General features: G+C 39.9%; 18 protein-coding genes, 2 rRNA genes and 1 other annotated feature. All 20 genes read right to left on the reverse strand.

Features of this window, described 5'->3' with window-relative positions; genetic code table 11:
* Window positions 1-114: 114 nt before the first annotated feature.
* Window positions 115-540: a 50S ribosomal protein L11 gene (gene rplK, locus BN988_RS18090; protein WP_019375547.1), complete on the reverse strand. Its 426-nt coding sequence runs from the start codon at window positions 538-540 to the stop codon at window positions 115-117.
* Window positions 541-704: 164 nt separating this feature from the next.
* The gene (gene nusG / locus BN988_RS18095) at window positions 705-1,241 is read right to left on the reverse strand and encodes a transcription termination/antitermination protein NusG (RefSeq protein WP_036578692.1); all 537 of its coding nucleotides are present in this window, start codon (window positions 1,239-1,241) and stop codon (window positions 705-707) included.
* 327 nt (window positions 1,242-1,568) lie between these two features.
* Window positions 1,569-1,736 carry a preprotein translocase subunit SecE gene (gene secE / locus BN988_RS18100; protein WP_036578693.1) on the reverse strand — a complete coding sequence of 56 codons (168 nt, stop codon included), beginning with the start codon at window positions 1,734-1,736 and terminating at the stop codon, window positions 1,569-1,571.
* Between the two features lie 53 nt (window positions 1,737-1,789).
* The gene (gene rpmG, locus BN988_RS18765; RefSeq protein ID WP_081779502.1) at window positions 1,790-1,939 is read right to left on the reverse strand and encodes a 50S ribosomal protein L33; all 150 of its coding nucleotides are present in this window, start codon (window positions 1,937-1,939) and stop codon (window positions 1,790-1,792) included.
* 107 nt (window positions 1,940-2,046) lie between these two features.
* On the reverse strand, window positions 2,047-2,697 hold the full coding sequence (gene sigH, locus BN988_RS18105; protein ID WP_147629738.1) for an RNA polymerase sporulation sigma factor SigH: 651 nt from the start codon (window positions 2,695-2,697) through the stop codon (window positions 2,047-2,049).
* 455 nt (window positions 2,698-3,152) lie between these two features.
* Entirely contained in the window at window positions 3,153-3,662 is a 510-nt protein-coding gene (locus BN988_RS18110; protein ID WP_036578696.1) for an NYN domain-containing protein, read from the reverse strand.
* A gap of 2 nt (window positions 3,663-3,664) precedes the next feature.
* Window positions 3,665-4,408 (reverse strand): 23S rRNA (guanosine(2251)-2'-O)-methyltransferase RlmB, encoded by a 744-nt coding sequence (gene rlmB, locus BN988_RS18115; RefSeq protein WP_036578735.1) that lies wholly within the window; start codon window positions 4,406-4,408, stop codon window positions 3,665-3,667.
* A gap of 2 nt (window positions 4,409-4,410) precedes the next feature.
* Window positions 4,411-4,809 carry a Mini-ribonuclease 3 gene (locus BN988_RS18120; protein ID WP_036578697.1) on the reverse strand — a complete coding sequence of 133 codons (399 nt, stop codon included), beginning with the start codon at window positions 4,807-4,809 and terminating at the stop codon, window positions 4,411-4,413.
* Window positions 4,810-4,811: 2 nt separating this feature from the next.
* On the reverse strand, window positions 4,812-6,209 hold the full coding sequence (gene cysS / locus BN988_RS18125) for a cysteine--tRNA ligase (protein ID WP_036578698.1): 1,398 nt from the start codon (window positions 6,207-6,209) through the stop codon (window positions 4,812-4,814).
* Window positions 6,190-6,852 (reverse strand): serine O-acetyltransferase, encoded by a 663-nt coding sequence (gene cysE / locus BN988_RS18130; protein ID WP_036578737.1) that lies wholly within the window; start codon window positions 6,850-6,852, stop codon window positions 6,190-6,192. The genes cysS and cysE overlap by 20 nt, the downstream gene beginning before the upstream one ends.
* A gap of 220 nt (window positions 6,853-7,072) precedes the next feature.
* Window positions 7,073-7,286, reverse strand: a binding site (T-box leader).
* A gap of 158 nt (window positions 7,287-7,444) precedes the next feature.
* Window positions 7,445-8,914, reverse strand: coding sequence for a glutamate--tRNA ligase (gene gltX / locus BN988_RS18135; protein ID WP_036578700.1), 1,470 nt, complete (start codon window positions 8,912-8,914; stop codon window positions 7,445-7,447).
* Window positions 8,915-9,092: 178 nt separating this feature from the next.
* A complete protein-coding gene (locus BN988_RS18140) occupies window positions 9,093-10,190 on the reverse strand; it encodes a PIN/TRAM domain-containing protein (protein WP_036578701.1) in 1,098 nt (365 codons plus the stop codon).
* Window positions 10,191-10,460: 270 nt separating this feature from the next.
* Window positions 10,461-11,834, reverse strand: coding sequence for a DNA repair protein RadA (gene radA, locus BN988_RS18145; protein ID WP_036578702.1), 1,374 nt, complete (start codon window positions 11,832-11,834; stop codon window positions 10,461-10,463).
* A 279-nt stretch (window positions 11,835-12,113) separates the two neighbouring features.
* Window positions 12,114-14,540, reverse strand: coding sequence for an ATP-dependent protease ATP-binding subunit ClpC (gene clpC, locus BN988_RS18150; RefSeq protein ID WP_036578704.1), 2,427 nt, complete (start codon window positions 14,538-14,540; stop codon window positions 12,114-12,116).
* A gap of 16 nt (window positions 14,541-14,556) precedes the next feature.
* Window positions 14,557-15,621 carry a protein arginine kinase gene (locus tag BN988_RS18155; protein WP_036578705.1) on the reverse strand — a complete coding sequence of 355 codons (1,065 nt, stop codon included), beginning with the start codon at window positions 15,619-15,621 and terminating at the stop codon, window positions 14,557-14,559.
* The gene (locus BN988_RS18160) at window positions 15,618-16,166 is read right to left on the reverse strand and encodes a UvrB/UvrC motif-containing protein (protein WP_036578707.1); all 549 of its coding nucleotides are present in this window, start codon (window positions 16,164-16,166) and stop codon (window positions 15,618-15,620) included. The genes BN988_RS18155 and BN988_RS18160 overlap by 4 nt, the downstream gene beginning before the upstream one ends.
* 12 nt (window positions 16,167-16,178) lie before the next feature.
* Entirely contained in the window at window positions 16,179-16,646 is a 468-nt protein-coding gene (locus tag BN988_RS18165) for a CtsR family transcriptional regulator (RefSeq protein ID WP_036578708.1), read from the reverse strand.
* A gap of 212 nt (window positions 16,647-16,858) precedes the next feature.
* Complete coding sequence (locus tag BN988_RS18170; RefSeq protein ID WP_182858842.1) at window positions 16,859-17,533, reverse strand: MgtC/SapB family protein; 675 nt, start codon at window positions 17,531-17,533, stop codon at window positions 16,859-16,861.
* Between the two features lie 173 nt (window positions 17,534-17,706).
* Window positions 17,707-17,822: ribosomal RNA gene (gene rrf / locus BN988_RS18175) — 5S ribosomal RNA — on the reverse strand.
* A gap of 1,975 nt (window positions 17,823-19,797) precedes the next feature.
* Window positions 19,798-19,913, reverse strand: a 5S ribosomal RNA gene (gene rrf, locus BN988_RS18180).
* Window positions 19,914-19,916 lie beyond the last annotated feature (3 nt).

A 19,916-nucleotide genomic window follows, 5' to 3' on the forward strand; every position in this document is an offset into this window, starting at 1 on the left:
CCCATCCCCGAGGATGGGTCACATTCACGAAAAAGGTTGCGAGTATGGCATACTATTCGCAACCTGTACCGTATTTGTTCTTAAAAAGAACCGTTTAACGGGCACTTCCGCTAATTAGTCCTCGATTGTAATACCCATGCTGCGCGCAGTTCCTTCAACCATGCGCATCGCTGCTTCAACATCAGCGGCGTTTAAATCAGGCATTTTTGTTTCTGCGATTTCTTTTACTTTATCGCGTTTAACAGTAGCGACTTTATTACGGTTCGGCTCACCTGAAGCAGTTTCAATACCTGCTGCTTTTTTCAACAACACTGCTGCTGGTGGAGTTTTCGTAATAAATGTAAATGAACGGTCTTCGAAAACCGTGATTTCAACAGGGATAATCATACCCGCTTGATCTTGAGTACGTGCGTTGAATTCTTTACAGAATCCCATGATATTAACACCCGCTTGACCTAGTGCAGGTCCTACTGGTGGTGCCGGATTCGCTTTCCCAGCTGGAATTTGTAGCTTTACTAGCTTGATTACTTTTTTAGCCACGAGACACACCTCCTTAAAGTCCGTGATGTGGTAATAGGGGATTTTCCCCTCCCACTCCTATTTTCCATTGCTCTCGATTTAGAGTGCATGAATAACAAAAGAATTTTAGCATGAATTTAAAAATATTGCAAGGTCTTGTCTTATCATTTCTTCCAAAACAGCTTCTAGGACAGTTTTTCAACCTGTGAAAAATCTAATTCTACAGGTGTTTCCCTGCCAAACATATTAACATGCACTTTGACTTTCTGTTTATCGATGTCGATATGTTCAATTGAACCAGTAAAGTCAGTAAACGGCCCGTCAGTTACACGGACATTTTCTTTCAAGTCAAAGTCTACTTGTACAACAGACTCTGCCACACCCATCCGTTTTAACACGGTTTCCACTTCATCTGGCAATAGTGGTGTTGGCTTCGTTCCGCCCCCACTAGATCCAATAAAGCCTGTAACCCCTGGTGTGTTTCGAACAACATACCAAGAGTCATCCGTCATAACCATTTCAGTTAGAACATAGCCAGGGAAGAATTTTTTCTTCGTTACTTTCTTTTTCCCGTTTTTGATTTCGGTTTCTTCATCTTCAGGAACAATGACACGGAAAATCTTGTCTTCCATACCCATTGTCTCTACCCGCTTTTCTAAGTTCATTTTTACTTTATTTTCATAACCAGAGTACGTATGAACCACATACCAATTTTTCTCCATTTTCACAGGACAATATTACTTGCCCTTCCCTCCCTTTATTTAAAAGTTATAGATGTCGAATTTATCCCGGTGTAACCGTCCGTAAAACTCCACTTTAAAACTTGAAATGAAACGGGGATATTTAAGTGGGCAGAAACGGACACTAACACCCCGATTCGTTCAACTAACAATCAGTGGGCGAAATTCGAAAGCTTCCACCGATTGAAGTTTCACTTTATGTTTGTGCTACTTTTTAAGACAATTTAAAAAACCCGTTGAGACGGGTTTCCTGAAATGTGCTATTGATTTCCATTATAGCATAATTATATTGTAATTATTCAACAAATATTATAGCAGATTCAAAATTTGAGTTATTCCAAGGTCAATTAGAAAGAAAAATACTGCCACAAAGGCTACCGTAGAAATAACCGTTATGGTGTAACTTGTTAGTTCTTTTCCTTTTGGCCAGCTGACTTTCTTCATTTCTCTAGAAACATTTCGCAAAAACTTAAACATGCTTGTAACCCCCATCGTTTACCGGAATCCCCAATATGCTGATAAACATTTATTTATTTTGTTTCTCGGTGCAACGTATGCTTTCCACATGTTTTGCAGTATTTACGCACTTCCAAGCGCTCTGCATTTGTGGATGCGTTCTTATTTGTTGAATAATTTCTACTTAGACAAATTGCACACGCCAACGTTATCTTTTTATTCATCTCTTCACCCCATATGTGAGGTTGTCCCATCACAAAGCGTCATCTTTTCTAAAGGTGCAAAATATACTAATAATGTAGCATGGTTATAGCTTTGTGTCAACGCGCCCTTAGTAGGAGACGTCGTTTGCTTCTAGTAATTGCTCTAATTTTTTCTTCACCCGCTGCAGCGCATTATCAATTGATTTCACGTGCCGATTCAACTTACCTGAGATCTCCTGATAAGTGCAGCCATCAAGATAAAGATGGAGCACTTTCTTTTCTAACTCGCTTAACAATTCAGATAATTTCAGTTCCATGTCGCCGAACTTTTCTCTGTGCAAAAGCATTTCCTGTGGATCAATTGCCTTGGAACCTGCTATAACATCGAGCAGCGTTCGCTCGGACTCCTCATCGTACATTGGCTTGTCCAACGACACATAGGAGTTGAGCGGGATATGCTTTTGCCTTGTCGCTGTTTTTATAGCCGTAATGATTTGTCTTGTAACACATAGCTCAGCAAAAGCTTTAAAGGAAGATAACTTGTCCCCATCGAAGTCACGAATCGCTTTGTAAAGGCCAATCATTCCTTCCTGAATAATATCCTCTTTATCCGCGCCGATTAAGAAATAGGTGCGCGCTTTAGCACGTACAAAATTACGATATTTATGAATTAGGAAATCAAGCGCATGACTATTTCCGGCATGCACTAATTGTAGTACCTCATCGTCATCAAGCGTTTGAAAGTTCACTGTATCTGTCTGTAATGGCTTGACATTCACCAAGTTTGACCCCCTGACTACAACGCAGTCACTATAACGAGAGTATAGCGGTTTGAAACACTTGCTTTTCCATTACAACAATGTAAGGGCTATTACTTGTTGGATTTCCTAACCGCGCTATTTCCGTTACTATTATGAATAGTATACAGGAAGCGTTTTATCTTAGTCAATACAAGGCAGGAAGAATTTAGTAGCTCTTTGAAATTAAAGCGTGGCGAGAGGATGATTTGGACGGTCTTTGGGGTGGTTGGACCGTTCTCCTGATCGATTGGAGTGCTCTTCTGGTTGATTGAACCGCTCTTCTAATCGATTGGAACACTCCTCCGGTTGATTGAACCGCTCTTTTCATCGATTGGAGCACTCTTCTCGTTGATTGAACCGCTCTTGTGATCGATGGGAGCACTCTTCCGGTTGATTGAACCATTCCAGCCAAGCCACCAATCAAAAAGACGGCTTTATAAGCCGCCTCTTCTCCACTTCTCGAATTTTTCCATGATTTCTTCGTTCAGCACAATTTTACTTTTAGACTGCACTTTTTTGTGCTGCTCAATTGTTGCTTCAATATCTCGTTCAATATTTTTTAATTCAATTTGTAATTCTCTTGCGGACTTTCTAAGTGCACCTTGTCCAAAGATTGTCCGTTGTTCGGCATAATCAGATGTAGCAACATAGACTTGTGTTTGTACATTCTTTAAGGTCTTTACCAACTTTTCGATACATTCGTCTGCTGTTTCTTTTTCCTTTGTATAGATCACTTCAACTTTAAATGTTTTGGTTTTACTTGTGACCCCTCTAACATAATAAGCGTCAAACACCACGATAACCCGATGGCCTGAATAGGCTTGATATTCTGCCATTAGTTCAATGAGCCTATCTCGGGCTTGTCCGATTTCTTTCTCCTTGAGCTGCTTCAGTTCCTCCCAGTCGCCAATGATGTTATATCCATCTACCACAAGAACGATCATTCTTAACCACCAGCCGGATGTCTTTTACGGAATACCTCATACAGCAACAGGCCACATGCTACCGAAGCATTCAAGGAGGAAACTGCTCCAACCATCGGCAGGCTCACAGTCCAATCACATTTTTTACGAACTAAGCGACTTATTCCTTTTCCTTCATTCCCAATCACAAGAGCAATTGGCATAGCCCCATCTAAGTGACGATAATCTTCGGTTGCTTCTGCTTCTGTTCCGACAACCCATACATTCCGTTCTTTCAGTTCATCGATTGTGTTAGCAATATTCGTCACACGCGCAACTGGTATATGCTCTATCGCACCAGCTGACGTTTTTGCCACAGTTGCCGTTAACCCTACTGATCGCCGTTTTGGAATAATGACACCGTGCACGCCCACTGCATCTGCCGTCCGGAGGATAGAACCGAGGTTATGCGGGTCTTCCAACTCATCTAAAATGATGAAGAACGGGGCTTCCTGCTTTTCTTCCGCCTTATTAAATAAGTCATCCAATGAGGCATACTGGTATGAGGCAACATACGCAATAACACCCTGGTGATTCTCCTTAGATAACTGATCCAATTTGTTCTTTGGAACCTTCTGCACGACAGTTCCCGCTTCTTTTGCTGCTTGATTGAGTTTTCCTAGCATATTGCTGTTTAATTGCTCTGAAACCATCACCTTATTAACCGATCTCCCTGACTTTAATGCTTCCATTACAGGGTTTTTCCCAATAATCATTTCTTGATCCACTTTTACTCCATCCTCGCTTCTGTCCATTCAATCGCCTCCTGCAAGAGCTCTTGTAATCTTGCTTCATTTTTCATTAAGTAATGATAGCCAATTAACGCTTCAAATGCTGTACTGTAACGATAGGTTTGTACACTTATATTTTTAGGAATCGTGCCCGACTTGGCATTCCGCCCCCGGGCTACGATTTTTTCCTCTTCTTCCGTTAAATGCTTTACCTCAAGCCAATGCAAGATTATATTTGCTTGCGCTTTTCCAGATACAAACCGTATTGCCCGCTGATGGAGCTGGTGTGGTTTCACTTGGCCGGAGTCCAGGAGATGCTCACGTACATAAACTTCATAGATCGCATCCCCCATATAGGCAAGAGCCAGACTTTTCATTTGCTTTACATTCCGCTCCATTGTTAACCCCTCTTCCAGCGTACTCCTTGTGGTGTATCTTCAAGAATAATATTCTGTTCCTTCAGATTGTCTCTAATTTCATCAGCTCTTGCAAAGTTACGGTTTTTTCTGGCTTCATTTCTTTCCTGGATTAAAGAGTCTACTTCTTCATCCAATAAACCAGCTTCCTCGTTCAACTCTATCCCTAGTACCTTTAGCAAGGTTGCAATTGCCTCTTGAAATGCTTCAATAACATGCGTGGACGTTTGCTTGGATTCCAAATACACATTCGCATCTTTTGCTAAATCAAATAAGACCGAAATGGCATTAGCTGTATTAAAGTCATCCTCCATGGACTGCTCGAAGGCTTTCTTGTGCTCTTGGATTTGCTTTAGCCACTCTGTATTATTATCCAAATTCATACTAGAAGCTTTTCGATGCTCAAGATTAAAGTAGGAAGTCTTAATACGTTCCATACTGTTTTTAGCGCTTTCTAAAAGCTCTTCTGTAAAATTAATCGGATTACGATAATGCACACTTAGCATAAAAAAGCGAAGTACCTGGGGATCATGGTGATTAATCAAATCCCTTGTCAGAACAAAGTTCCCAAGTGATTTAGACATTTTTTCGTTTTCAATATTAATATATCCATTATGCATCCAGTATCTTGCAAAGGATTTACCTGTCATAGCTTCGGATTGTGCTATTTCATTTTCATGGTGTGGAAAAGCAAGGTCCTGCCCACCAGCATGAATGTCGATCGTATCCCCAAGGTATTTCTTAGCCATTGCCGAGCATTCAATATGCCAGCCTGGTCTACCTTTTCCCCATGGCGTATCCCAAGCAATTTCATCCTCCTTGGCACTTTTCCAGAGAGCGAAGTCAAGCGGATCCTCTTTCTTCTCGCCAATTTGAATTCTTGCCCCGGAACGAAGCTCATCAATTGATTGATGCGATAGCTTTCCGTAGCCATCAAATGCGCGTGGTTTGAAATACACATCGCCATCCACCGCATAGGCATACCCTTTATCTATAAGCACCTGAATAAATGCAATGATATCGTCCATTGTCTCCATTACCCTTGGATTATGGGTGGCTTCTTTCACCCCTAATGCGCCAACATCCTCAAGATACGCATTGATAAAGCGGTCAGCAATGGATGGTACCTCTTCCCCTAGTTCCTTCGCTGTTCTGATGATTTTATCATCTACATCCGTAAAATTAAGCACATAGTCGACTTTAAAGCCTTCATATTCAAAATATCTCCTCACCGTATCAAACACAATTGCCGGTCGGGCGTTTCCAATATGAATGTAGTTATAGACAGTTGGCCCGCAGACATACATGCTGACCTTTCCTTCTTCTAAAGGTTTAAATTCTTCTTTTTGTCGTGTAAGTGTATTATAAATTTTTATCGCCATTGCTATTCCCTTCCTTCAATTGAGCTAATTCGAGTTTCAGTGCATCTATTTGCCCCTGTAAGTGCTGACAGCGATCCTGTACAGGGTCCGGTAAGTTATTATGATCAAGCTGTCTACTTACTTTCTCCCCATTTTGTTTTACTATTTTGCCTGGTATTCCAACAACGGTTGCATGATCTGGTACATCTATCAGGACCACAGAACCAGCACCTACTTTTGCACTTTCCCCAATGGTAATTGATCCAAGAACCTTAGCCCCTGTTGCAATAAGAGCATGATCTTTTAATGTGGGATGTCGCTTCCCCTTTTCCTTACCAGTTCCCCCTAGGGTTACGCCTTGGAAGATGGTCACATTATCTCCAATATCACAGGTTTCCCCGATAACAACGCCCATTCCATGGTCAATAAATAGTCGTCTACCAATATTGGCCGCAGGGTGTATTTCTATACCTGTTAAAAACCTTGCCACCTGCGAGATAATCCGCGCAATAAAATATAGCTTTCGCTTATAAAAAGCATGTGCGATGCGATGTGCCCAAACGGCATGTAAGCCTGAGTAGGTTAAAAGCACCTCTATATAGCTACGTGCAGCCGGATCTTGTTCAAACACAACATCCATATCTTCCTTCATTCGTTTAAACATCCCCAAGTAAGCCGAACCTCCTTTGCTAATTCGTGTCATGCCTTGATTAGAAAAACCCGCATTCGCTCGTCCTTTAGCCAATGTGGAAGTCTTTCTTATAGTTGGAACCTCAAAATTTTCACTGCGTCGGCTTTTGCTTCCTTGCTGAAATTTAATACTTTCTTAACGTGCAATGAAATACGTTTTCAACGTATAAAAAAAGCGCCCCTGTGCATGTATACACAGAGACGCTTTAGCGCGGTCCCACTCTGTTTGGAGGAAAGCTCCTCCCAACTCAAATCTCTCGTAACGGGAGAGTACCGCCGTTATGTACTTATATTCCATAACGGACTCCGAGGAGCACTTCAAAAACAACGCCCAAAACCACTCACAGCCAAGGTGGTTCTCTCTGGATAAGCAGCTTGTTTTTTACTTTCCCTCTTCAACGTTCTATATGAATAAGCAGAAAGGACAATAAACTTTAAAGCAGCACTGCTAGCTAGTTAGTAGCAAAATGAGCTAAACGCCGCTTACATTGTCCCTCCACCCCAAGATAATTAAATCTGTAATACTTATTCTATACTATATTATATTTGCCTAAAGTTGTGAATCATTACGCTCCCAATTGTTTAAGAACTTTATCCAATCGTTGCAAAATAACCTCTTTGCCAAGCAGTTCAATAGCCATTGGAAGTTCTGGACCATGTGTCTGACCAGTAGTAGCTACGCGAATTGGCATAAATAACTTCTTACCACGATGGCCTGTTTCCTTTTGGGTCGCTTTAATTTGAGCTTTTATATCGTCCTTGTTAAAGCTATCCAAATGAATAAGCTTGTCCGCAAAAACCTGCAATACTTCCGGTACTTGCTCTTCTTGAAGAACATCCATTGCACCTTCATCATAATTCAGTGAGTCATTGAAGAATAGCTCAGTAAGCTCAACAATTTCAGCACCGAAGCGTAATTGTTCACGGTATAGGGAGATGACAGCTTCAGCCCATTCCCTCTTCTGTTGATCCATATCCTCTGGGAGTTTACCCGCTTTGATTAGCTGTGGCATCGCAAGGTCGATTACCTTATCCAGATCCATTGCTTTGATATATTCATTGTTCATCCATTTCAGTTTGTGACGATCAAAGATCGCCGCAGAAGTAGATAAACGCTCTGGATCAAAAATTTCGATTAATGTTTGCTTATCAAATATTTCTTCCTCGCCAACAGGTGACCATCCAAGCAATGTAATAAAGTTAAACAATGCTTCTGGAAGGTATCCCAGGTTGCGGTATTGTTCAATAAACTGCAGGATATGCTCGTCCCGTTTACTAAGCTTTTTCCGCTCTTCATTCAAGATTAAAGTCATATGTCCAAATGTTGGTGGCTCCCAACCAAATGCGTCATATACCATCATCTGTTTTGGTGTGTTAGAGATATGCTCTTCACCGCGCAACACATGAGAAATTTCCATCAAGTGATCATCAATCGCAACTGCGAAATTATACGTAGGGATGCCGTTTTTCTTCACGATAACCCAGTCACCAAAATCTTCTGATTCAAACGTAATATTATCTCGAACTAGATCCTTAAAAGTGTATGTTTTCCCAGCTGGAACACGCATGCGAATGCTCGGCTTCCGTCCCTCTTTTTCAAATTGCTCTATTTGTTCTGGGGTTAGGTTGCTATGTTTACCGGCATATTTCGGAACCTGTCCATTGGCCCGTTGTTCTTCACGCTCTGCTTCGAGCTCATCTTCTGTCATATAACATTTGTAGGCAAGGTCTTTTTCAAGAAGCTCTTTCACATATTTATTATAAAGGTCAAGGCGCTCTGTCTGGCGATACGGACCATAGTTTCCACCAATATCCGCTCCTTCATCCCATTCAATGCCAAGCCATTTTAGAAACTCAAGCTGACTTTCTTCTCCACCTTCTACGTTTCGTTTATCATCTGTATCTTCAATTCTAATAATAAACTTCCCATCAAAGTGTTTGCCATATAGATAGTTAAATAATGCGGTACGCGCATTTCCAATATGCAAATGGCCAGTTGGACTTGGTGCATATCGAACACGAACTTGATTTGTCATCATAAGTGCCCCCTAATTATTCCTTTTTAGTGTGTATGTTATCGTATTAATTAAAAGCTATTAATGGCTGTATTGGTAAGTATTAGTTTCTTCCAATCCCATAACTTCTAAACACTTTTCCTAAGTATATCAAAAAGTGATAACAATTTCTGTTATCACTTTACTAGTTATACCCTTTTTATAAAGCTTTTTCAAGTAATTTTGGTTTAGCGAAGATCATGCGACCAGCAGACGTCTGCAGGACACTGGTTATCAGCACTTCTATCGTTTTTCCGATATAATCCCTGCCCTCTTCTACTACAATCATCGTACCATCATCAAGGTAAGCAACCCCTTGATTATGTTCTTTACCATCCTTAATCACTTGGACTACTAATTCTTCACCAGGTAGAACAACCGGCTTTACGGCATTGGCAAGATCATTGATATTCAGAACGGCAACGCTCTGCAGATCACAAACTTTATTCAAATTAAAATCGTTTGTTACGACAATACCATCCATCACCTTAGCAAGCTTAATCAGCTTACTGTCTACTTCTTGTATTTCTTCAAAGTCTCCCTCGTAAATTTGCACCTCTACAGGAAGCTCTTTTTGAATGCGATTTAGTACATCCAAGCCACGTCGTCCTCTATTGCGTTTTAAGACATCCGAGGAATCAGCTATATGTTGAAGCTCACCAAGCACAAATTGCGGGATAACAATTGTGCCTTCCAAAAACTTTGTCTGACATATGTCAGCAACACGTCCATCAATAATGACACTTGTATCCAGAATTTTAGGTTTTGGATGATTGTTAGCAAGCAGTTCTTCATCAGGCGTTTTCCGCTTATCACGTTCTCTTTTATTAATGTTCATGAGATTAACAAACTCTTCTCTCCGTCTAAAACCAACCTGGAATCCAAAGTAGCCTAGAAGAATCATAATAAATAGCGGTAAAACCTGTGAGACTACTTCAATATTAATATCCTGTAACGGAGCACTAATAAAGTATGCGATCACTAACCCAACGATTAAGCCAACACTTCCAAAGAACAAATCTCCTGCCGGCAATTTAATGAGAGACTCTTCTACCCATTTCAAAAACCCGACAATGTAATCTCCCAACCAGTAGGAAAGGAAAAATAGAATAATGGCTCCTATAACCGTCCCTAAATAGGGTGATGCTACCCAACTAGCATCCGTAAAATCTAATAAATTTATAATTACTGGTATATACAAATATCCAATGGTTCCACCCAATACAATAAAAAACAAATGAACAATTCTTTTGAGCACCACTGTCACCTCCTAACCCTTATTATTACCTTTTTCATTAATTCTAACCCTTATATAAGAAAAAAAGCTTACTACCATTTATTGCCGAACACCGGTACACCGCGTTAGAAAATTGAAGTCTAAGAAGCATCTAGTAATTAAGCAAATACAGTTTATGGCAGTTATCATAGCATATTTTTTTGTGATAATCAATTTGTTAAACGTATAATGGTACCATACTCCTAATTCTATTTCAAACCTTTTTTACTAGTTTTCCATTTTAATGGTACTCTATTGACCTAGCCCTACCTTAAGTGCTTCTTGTACAGTATCAACACCAATTACTTCTATCCCTTTTGGGGCAGTCCAGCCATCCAAATTTTTCTTAGGACAAATAACCCGTTTAAAGCCCAGTTTTGCTGCTTCCTGTACCCGTTGTTCTATGCGGGAGACTCTTCTAATCTCTCCTGTTAAACCGACCTCTCCAACAAATATATCTTCACCTTTTGTTGGTTGATCGCGGAAACTTGAGGCTATGCTTACCGCAATTGCTAGATCAATTGCTGGTTCATCAAGCTTAACCCCGCCTGCAACTTTTATATAAGCATCCTGGTTTTGCAGCATAAGGCCGACGCGTTTTTCTAACACTGCCATTAATAATGGGACACGATTGTTATCAACGCCTGTTGCCATTCGCCGAGGGTTTCCGAAACTTGAAGGAGATATAAGTGCCTGGATTTCCACAAGTACTGGCCTTGTTCCTTCCATGGAAGCGACGACTGTTGAACCTGCTGCTCCCTGTGACCGCTCCTCTAGAAATATTTCGGAAGGATTCATTACTTCACGAAGTCCTTCTTCCTTCATTTCAAAAATACCCATTTCATTGGTACTACCGAACCTGTTTTTCACTCCACGTAAAATGCGGTAGCTATGATGTCGTTCTCCTTCGAAATACAGCACGGCATCTACCATGTGTTCCAAAAGTCGAGGACCGGCAATGGATCCTTCTTTCGTAACATGTCCGACAATAAAGATCGGGATACCGTTGGATTTTGCCAGTTTCATTAATTCGCTTGTAGACTCCCTAACCTGCGAGACACTGCCCGGGGCACTTGAAATCTCTTCACGAAATATCGTTTGAATGGAGTCTACTACGACAAACGATGGCTTTATTTCCTCAATCTGTTTTGCTATATCAAATAAATTTGTCTCAGATAATACATACAATAAGTCTGATGTTACCCCGAGTCTGTCTGCACGGAGCTTAGTCTGACGTGTAGATTCCTCTCCAGAGATATAAAGCACATTTAATTGTTTATCTGCAAGCTGGGAAGCAATTTGTAATAGTAGGGTTGATTTCCCAATACCTGGGTCTCCCCCAATGAGAACAAGGGATCCTGGTACAATCCCTCCACCAAGCACACGGTTAAATTCCTTCATCGCCGTTGTGATCCTTGGCTCTTTTTGTGATTCGATTGCTGTTATCTTTTCTGGCTTACCTGCTGATTTGGACCCTATATTGAATGTATGCTTTCCTGCTGAACCAGATGCTTCTATTTCTTCTACAAGTGTGTTCCAATTGTTACAGCCAGGGCACTTGCCCATCCATCGGGCAGATTCATAACCGCATTCTTGACATACAAATTTTGTTTTTCGTTTTGCCATCTCTTTATTCCCTTCTTTGTTTCTATTATATACGTTTTGAACCGTTATAAAGTTACAGGTTCCTATCAATTCAATTAAAAATTACCATATTCATGCCACATTTAGCTATAGATTGGGAAGAAAAACTACTAACCAAGTCCTACATTAGGTAGCGCATGGGATCCCGATTAAAAAAAGCCTTCTGAAAAAAGCTAGAAGATTCTCGTTAATCTTCTAGCTCTTTTCATAGGCCATGCTAAGTTAGCAAACTGCTTTTACCATATCTCATAGCGACTATCTTTACGGCAATAAGGTGTATTCCCCTTTACTGTTCAGCCCTATTTTTATTTTTTGACCTTTTTCTATGGTTCCCTTCAATAACTCCTCTGATAAGAGGTCTTCTATATTTTTTTGAATGGAACGTCTTAGCGGTCTGGCACCGTATTCTGGATCAAATCCTTCATTCGCAATTTTTTCTACTGCCTTATCAGTAAGAGAGAAATTGATATCCTGTTCTTTTAGTCTACTTTGTAGTTGATTGACCATTAAAGTGACAATATCTTTCATATGCTTCTTCTCAAGAGAATGGAAGACAATCATTTCATCAATACGGTTAAGGAACTCAGGACGGAAGGCTTTCTTCATTTCCTCTGTTACTTTTGCCTTCATATCTTTATAGTCCTGGCCTTCTTCCCCAAGGGTAAAACCAAGGTTCTTACTCCGTTTCAGCTCACTTGCTCCCACATTGGATGTCATAATGAGCACGGTATTACGGAAGTCTACTAAACGCCCTTTAGAATCGGTTAACCTTCCATCTTCAAGGACTTGTAATAGAATGTTAAATACTTCTGGATGTGCCTTCTCTACTTCATCGAGCAGGACAACAGAATAAGGTTTTCTACGGACTTTTTCTGTTAGCTGTCCACCTTCATCATATCCCACATAACCTGGAGGTGACCCAACAAGCCTTGAGGTGGAATGCTTCTCCATATATTCGGACATATCAATTCGGATCATAGCGTCCTCATCGGCAAACATAGTCTCAGCTAGCGCACGGGCAAGCTCCGTTTTCCCAACTCCTGTTGGTCCTAAGAAGATAAAAGAACCAATTGGTCGCTTCGGATCTTTCAAACCAGCACGCGCTCTGCGAATTGCTTTGGAGATTGCATTTACTGCTTCCTCTTGGCCAATCACGCGTTTGTGTAAGGTATCCTCCATGTTTAACAGACGGTCACTCTCGTCCTTCGTTAATCTGGAAACAGGTACTCCAGTCCAGATGGAAACAACGCTAGCAATATCTTCTACTGTTACTTCAGAATCTGTTTGTCCCTGCTTTTCTTTCCATTGATTTTTCGTTTCATCTAGCTCTTCCCGTAGGCGTTGCTCAGAATCTCGTAAAGAAGCTGCCTTTTCAAATTCCTGGCTTTGAACAGCTGCGTCTTTTTCTTTACGTACTTCTTCTAGCTTTTGTTCAAGATCTTTTAGATTTGGTGGAACGGTGTAGGAACGCAAGCGTACCTTAGAACCAGCCTCATCAATTAAATCAATTGCTTTATCAGGTAAAAAGCGGTCCGTAATATAACGGTCAGAAAGATTTGCTGCTGCCTCAATCGCTTCGTCCGTTATCGTTACCCTGTGATGTGCTTCATATCTATCACGCAAGCCACTCAAAATTTGAATCGTCTCATCCAATGTTGGTTCATCCACTTGGATTGGTTGGAAACGACGCTCAAGCGCTGCATCTTTTTCAATGTATTTACGATACTCATCCATGGTTGTGGCACCAATACATTGCAGTTCACCACGTGCTAGGGATGGTTTTAGAATATTGGAGGCATCGATCGCCCCTTCTGCACCACCAGCACCGATTAGGGTGTGTAATTCATCGATGAACAGTATAATATTGTTCGCCTGGCGAATTTCTTCCATCACCTTTTTAAGACGATCCTCAAACTCACCACGATACTTTGTACCCGCAACAACTGTACCCATATCTAGGGTCATAACGCGTTTATCCCGTAATGTTTCTGGTACCTCATTGTCAATAATTTGCTGTGCTAAACCTTCTGCAACAGCTGTCTTCCCGACACCTGGTTCACCAATAAGAACAGGGTTATTCTTTGTACGACGGCTAAGCACTTGAATGACACGTTCAATTTCTTTACTACGGCCGATAACAGGGTCTATTTTCCCCTCTTTCGCACTTACCGTTAAATCTCTTGCTAGTGAATCTAATGTCGGTGTATTGGCACTAGACTGCTGCCCACGGCCCTGACGACCTGCCTGAGATTCATTGCTCCCAAGTAATTGAAGCACCTGTTGTCTCGCTTTATTAAGGCTCACACCTAGATTATTAAGCACCCGGGCTGCTACCCCTTCACCTTCACGAATAAGACCAAGAAGGATATGCTCTGTTCCGACATAGGAATGCCCTAGCTTTCTTGCCTCATCCTGTGACAGCTCTACCACCTTTTTTGCTCGTGGGGTATAGTGAATAGATTGCATTGGTTGTTTGCCCACACCAATTAGTTTTTCTACTTCTTCCTGAATTTTTGCTACTTCCAATCCGAGGGACTGCAATGCTTTCGCAGCGATGCCTTCACCTTCACGAACCAGTCCTAGTAAGATGTGCTCTGTTCCAATATTATTGTGCCCGAGACGGACCGCTTCTTCTTGTGACAAGGCAAGCACTTTTTGTGCTCTCTCTGTAAATCGTCCAAACATCATATTGTATTCCTCCTAACTATTTTTCCAATTGCAGTCTTTCCCGGATCAATGAAGCGCGAAGTACATCTCGTTCATTGGCGGTAAGTGTACGCTTCGCATATTGTTGAAGAAACCCTGGTTGAGTTAAAATCATTAGTTCATTTAATATATTCCGCGATACGTTTTCAATGAATCCTAAATCAATACCAAGTCGTACATTGGAGAGACAAACAGCTGCTTCTTTTGATTCGATGACTCTGCTGTATTCCAAGACTCCATATGAACGGAAAATTCGATCCTCCAATGAGGTTCTTGATTGCTCCATAATTCGACTGCGTGCTTTTCTCTCATGATCAATTAGCTGCTTTACAACACTTTGTAGGTCCTCGACAATGTCTTCCTCTGTCTTACCAAGTGTAATTTGATTAGATATTTGGAAAATGCTCCCTATTGCTTCACTGCCCTCACCATAGATCCCTCGTACTACAAGGCCGAGCTGGTTAATCGCTGGAATCATCCTATTAATTTGCTTGGTCATCGCCAGAGCGGGCAGATGCATCATAACAGAAGCACGCATGCCAGTGCCGACATTTGTCGGGCAGCTTGTTAAGTAACCTCTCGTTTCATCAAAAGCATAATTGACTTTTTCCTCAAGGAAATCATCAAATGTAAAAGCTTTTTGCAATGCATTTTCCAGTTGGAAACCTGGGAGATACAACTGGATACGAATATGATCCTCTTCATTGACCATTAAGGAAACCTGTTCATTTTCCGAAATTAAAGCTGCAGCGATCTCTGCGTTTTCCGCAAGATGGGGGCTGATTAAATGTTTCTCCACCAGTACTCGTTTTTCAACAGGGGATAAATCCCCTATCGCCACAAAAGCGAAGTCTTTATATTCCTCAAATGATTGATTCTCATAATTGTCACGGAAGAAATCACGAATCTCTTCCAATTTATCCTTATCTGCAATAATTGGGTAGGACACATTCGCAAAATTGCGCGCCAGACGTATACGGCTACTTAATACAATGTCACTGTCAGGCCCTTCCTCACGCATCCAAGGACTAATTGCTTCATTCATAAAATTTTGTAATGTCATGAAGGATCACCCTCTTCCGGATCCTGTGTATTATTTTCCAACGCCTTTATTTTATCTCTTACTTCAGCAGCTTCTTCAAAGGCTTCATCTTCAATCAGTCTTCTTAATTTTGCCTTGTAATCTTCCATTAATTTTTTATTATGCAGGTCTCCGCCTTGGCGTTTGGGGATCTTACCTTGATGCTTTGTATTCCCTGCATGAACACGACGGAATATAGGATCCAGGCGACTAGAAAACGTGTCATAGCATACAGCGCAACCGAATTTCCCCACCTGCTTGAATTCAGAAAATGTCATCTCGCACTTTGGACATTGTAATTCTTGTACCTGCTTAAAAGTATTTTGCTGCGGTCCCTTAATCGTAGAGGTATCAAAATTCATTAAGCCTGAAAGTAAGTTATGCAACGAATATCCTTCTTCAGGATAGTTCATATATCCCTTTTCCTTTGCACAAACCTCACAAACATGAACTTCACTTTTTTGTCCGTTAACGTATTGTGTAAAGTGCAGTGTTGCAGGACGCTCATGGCATTCCTGACATTCCATGAAAAACCCCCCTTACTTATTTAAGTATTTCAATGTGGACAGCATGGCCGTTAAGACCCTTGCGCGCACTTCATCTCGCAAAGGAAGTTGAAACGCTAACGTATTCCTTCCTATGGCACTTAGCATGATCTTCGCTTCACGTGGTGTAATAAGCTGTTCATCGAGTAATCGATCGAGAACATCTATTGCTGCCTGCTGCGTTACCGTCGGATTAATCATGTTTATAATTTCATCGATAAGTTCGGAATTGTCTTGATGAATAACACGCATGATTCGAATATATCCTCCGCCGCCCCGTTTACTCTCTACTATATACCCTTTTTCCACAGTAAATCTTGTTTTAATAACATAATTTATTTGCGAGGGCACACATTGAAACTGATCGGCAATTTCACTTCGTTTTATTTCAATTGCATTTTTCCCTCTGTCTTGAAGAATTTGTTTTAAATAATTTTCAATGATGTCGGAAATATTGCTCATACTATGCACCTCCTTTTCAACAAAGGCTTTTGACTTTGACTATCTTTGACTATATTCTTATTATACGACAAATCACAAGAGATGCAAATAATTGTTTTCCCTATTTATCTTAGACAAAAACAACAAGGGCGAAACCTCTGATTTCTCTTATAGCGTACAAAAATCTTACAGCTATGATAATACTGTAAGATTCTTTGTAAGTTTATTCGATTTCAAATTTCAGATATGTTCTTTATATGCTCAATACGAGAGAGCTCCTCAAAAAAGTGGATTCTGTTTAACTGATCATTTCTATCAATTTTTATAAAGATATTCCGTATACCATGCTCTGCTTTAATAATTTCTACATTCTTAATGGACAAATTAAACTTTTCAAAAACGGATACCACATCATTCACTTTTATCTCGGGCAGTGCAACAATTTGAATCAGGTTGGAAGTACTCCCTTTTCTAAAGAGCTTTTCAAAGTTATTAAGGAAGATTAAACTTAACAAAATAACAATGGTTGTAAAAAGGGCAGCTGCATACATGCCAGCGCCAACGACTAGGCCAATACCTGCCACTGTCCAGATAGAGGCAGCAGTAGTTAATCCTCTTATTGTACCTCCATATACTATGATCGTACCGGCACCCAAAAACCCAATACCACTAATAACATATGAGGGAATACGCGCTGGATCAAATTGTACATTCTCATGTGTTTCCATAAACACGTCAAATCCATATAAAGATAGTAGCATCATCAAACATGCCCCAACGCCTACAAGAATGTGTGTCCGAAAACCAGCTGAGTGATTTTTAATTTCTCTTTCAAATCCAATTAAACCCGACAACAGTAGCGCAAACAGTATACGGGCCATAATAAGGAGGAAGTCTTCCCCAAGCATTCCTTCTATAAATGATTCCAGTGTTCACACCTCCCCACAATGTCTTTCTCTTTATAATATATGATAATCTTTCCTTAATTAGTAGAGAGAAACCCATACGTCCCCTTCTAACATTATAACAATATACAAAAAAATGCTAAGACACAATAAATGTGAACTTAGCATTTCAGTTTGCCTGGCGGCGTCCTACTCTTGCAGGGGCAAAGCCCCAACTACCATCGGCGCTGGAGAACTTAACTTCTGTGTTCGGCATGAGAACAGGTGTGACCTCTCCGCTATTACTACCAGACCTCGTTCATATAGGTCATTTTGTGTTTCTCATAGAAAGAAAATGAATCACTTCAAACTTCCTTGATAACTGACCATATTATATGCATTTTTCAAAGAAAATGCAAGGGGTTTTTATTTATACCCTAAAAACTAAATAAGAGGTAACAACGAATCATAGAAAATGTTAGTTAAGTCCTCGATCTATTAGTATCCGTCAGCTCCACTGGCTTCTGCTTGTATTTCTTCGAAAAACAGAAAGTCTGTTTTTCCTTGACATACTAGTTGTTTTGTTCAGTTTTCAAAGAGCAATTTGTTTTTGTTGCTTTTTTTGAAGCAACTTTTATATCATACCATTTTCAAATCAAACTGTCAACAACTTTTTTATTTAAATGTTTCAATCAAGTTGTCGATTGCTGTCGAATTTGGCGACTTGATAAATATAGCATTTATTCAACCTAAGTGTCAATAGTTTCTAGAAGAAAAATTAAAAAGAACGTTTATCAAACTTACTAGATAGTGTTTAACCATGTAGTGCTAAGTAAAGTAATAGCAGGTTTCTCTCAGTATAACTAAACGTTATATGACATAAAATTGATTTCCGCTTTCTACACATTTCAACTAAAGTTTTACCTTCAGTTGAGTGTTACTCTTCGTATACACTTGTCTGAAACAATTAAAAAGCTAACGTAACCTTTTCACAGCATTACTGGTGCCACTCTTTAAAGTTGATTTCTTCGACAATATTAATTTAGTTTTTCAACCCTACTACTTTGTAGCTCTTAAAATTCCGGAAAAGGCTTATGTACAACAGCAACTTATGCTTTAATTGTTATTTCTTCAGTTGCGAGAGAGGGGGATAGACCCTTAAAGCCTTTTGTAATTTAGCGATAAGTTTCTAATACCTGAACTTCGATATTATCCTATTGTAAAAACACTATAAGTTTTAAACTTCGGGGTTAAAAGTTATGAATATATCGCGCTGAGATTTTCTAACGTCATTAATATTAATAATAAAAAGTTGCCCCATTCTTCTCCACTATAGGCTTTTCTATCAATGGTCCCTCTGTTGTTTATAATTAATAACTGAGAAGTAGTTGCTTTTTCCTTTTCATAATTGGTTTTAACCAAACACCCACTACAAGGATGATTCCATAATTAAATGCTACTTTTCTTTCCATGCACTTCTTTTCAACTTTAATAACTAATATGTTTAAATTTCATGTAAGAAAGTTTTTGATCTAAATTCCGAGTAATATTTTTGCCATCCTTAAACCTCCTTACTACCTTATTTTAGGTTAGCCATCAAAGAGTTTTTATCCTATAATTGGTTGGTTTATAAGATTACTTATTCCAAGATTAGAAAGATCTTTATAATAAAATCACATAATTACTTCTTTAGATTTAACTGAAAGTATTAACACCTAGGTAGTTCATTACTTCGCCTTTTAAAATCAATATATACAGGAGTCATACTTGTATAATTTTTTGTTTCTTCCTCTCACTCTTAGCTAAAAATCCAAATTAAAAAGAAACTCCTCATATATTGTTAGAAGCGAAACATTATTAGCAATCCTAGTTATCCGATCCAGGCACTAATATCACTCTTTCCCCCTTATAAGCTGCGGCAATGGTCTCTTTTTGTGAAGCGTTCTGTTGTTTTCCAAACTTTTTCACTTATGTATTAATGGTTACCTATCTGTTATGTTAATATAATCAGAGTATCTTTTACTTTCCTCCAGTTCTCTCCTCCTATCTTTAATCTTAGGTGGGTTAAAAGGCTTAACACGTCCTTTATAAAGCTAATAAAAGCTCATCATAATTTAACAACGAAGTTTGCTAACTACGCATCAGGTAGGATCTTTTTACTGCTACTAGAATTTCAAAGTTCATATTTAGATTTTATGGTTCATTAATATTCTTGGTTCATAATTACAATTCCAATCTAAAAACACAAAAAGGGTTATGCATTTAATATGCATAACCCTTTTCAATTCGCCTGGCGGCGTCCTACTCTTGCAGGGGCAAAGCCCCAACTACCATCGGCGCTGGAGAACTTAACTTCTGTGTTCGGCATGAGAACAGGTGTGACCTCTCCGCTATTACTACCAGACCT

The sequence above is a fragment of the Oceanobacillus picturae genome (assembly GCF_000612865.1).
Classification (GTDB): Bacteria; Bacillota; Bacilli; order Bacillales; family Amphibacillaceae; genus Oceanobacillus_B; species Oceanobacillus_B jordanicus.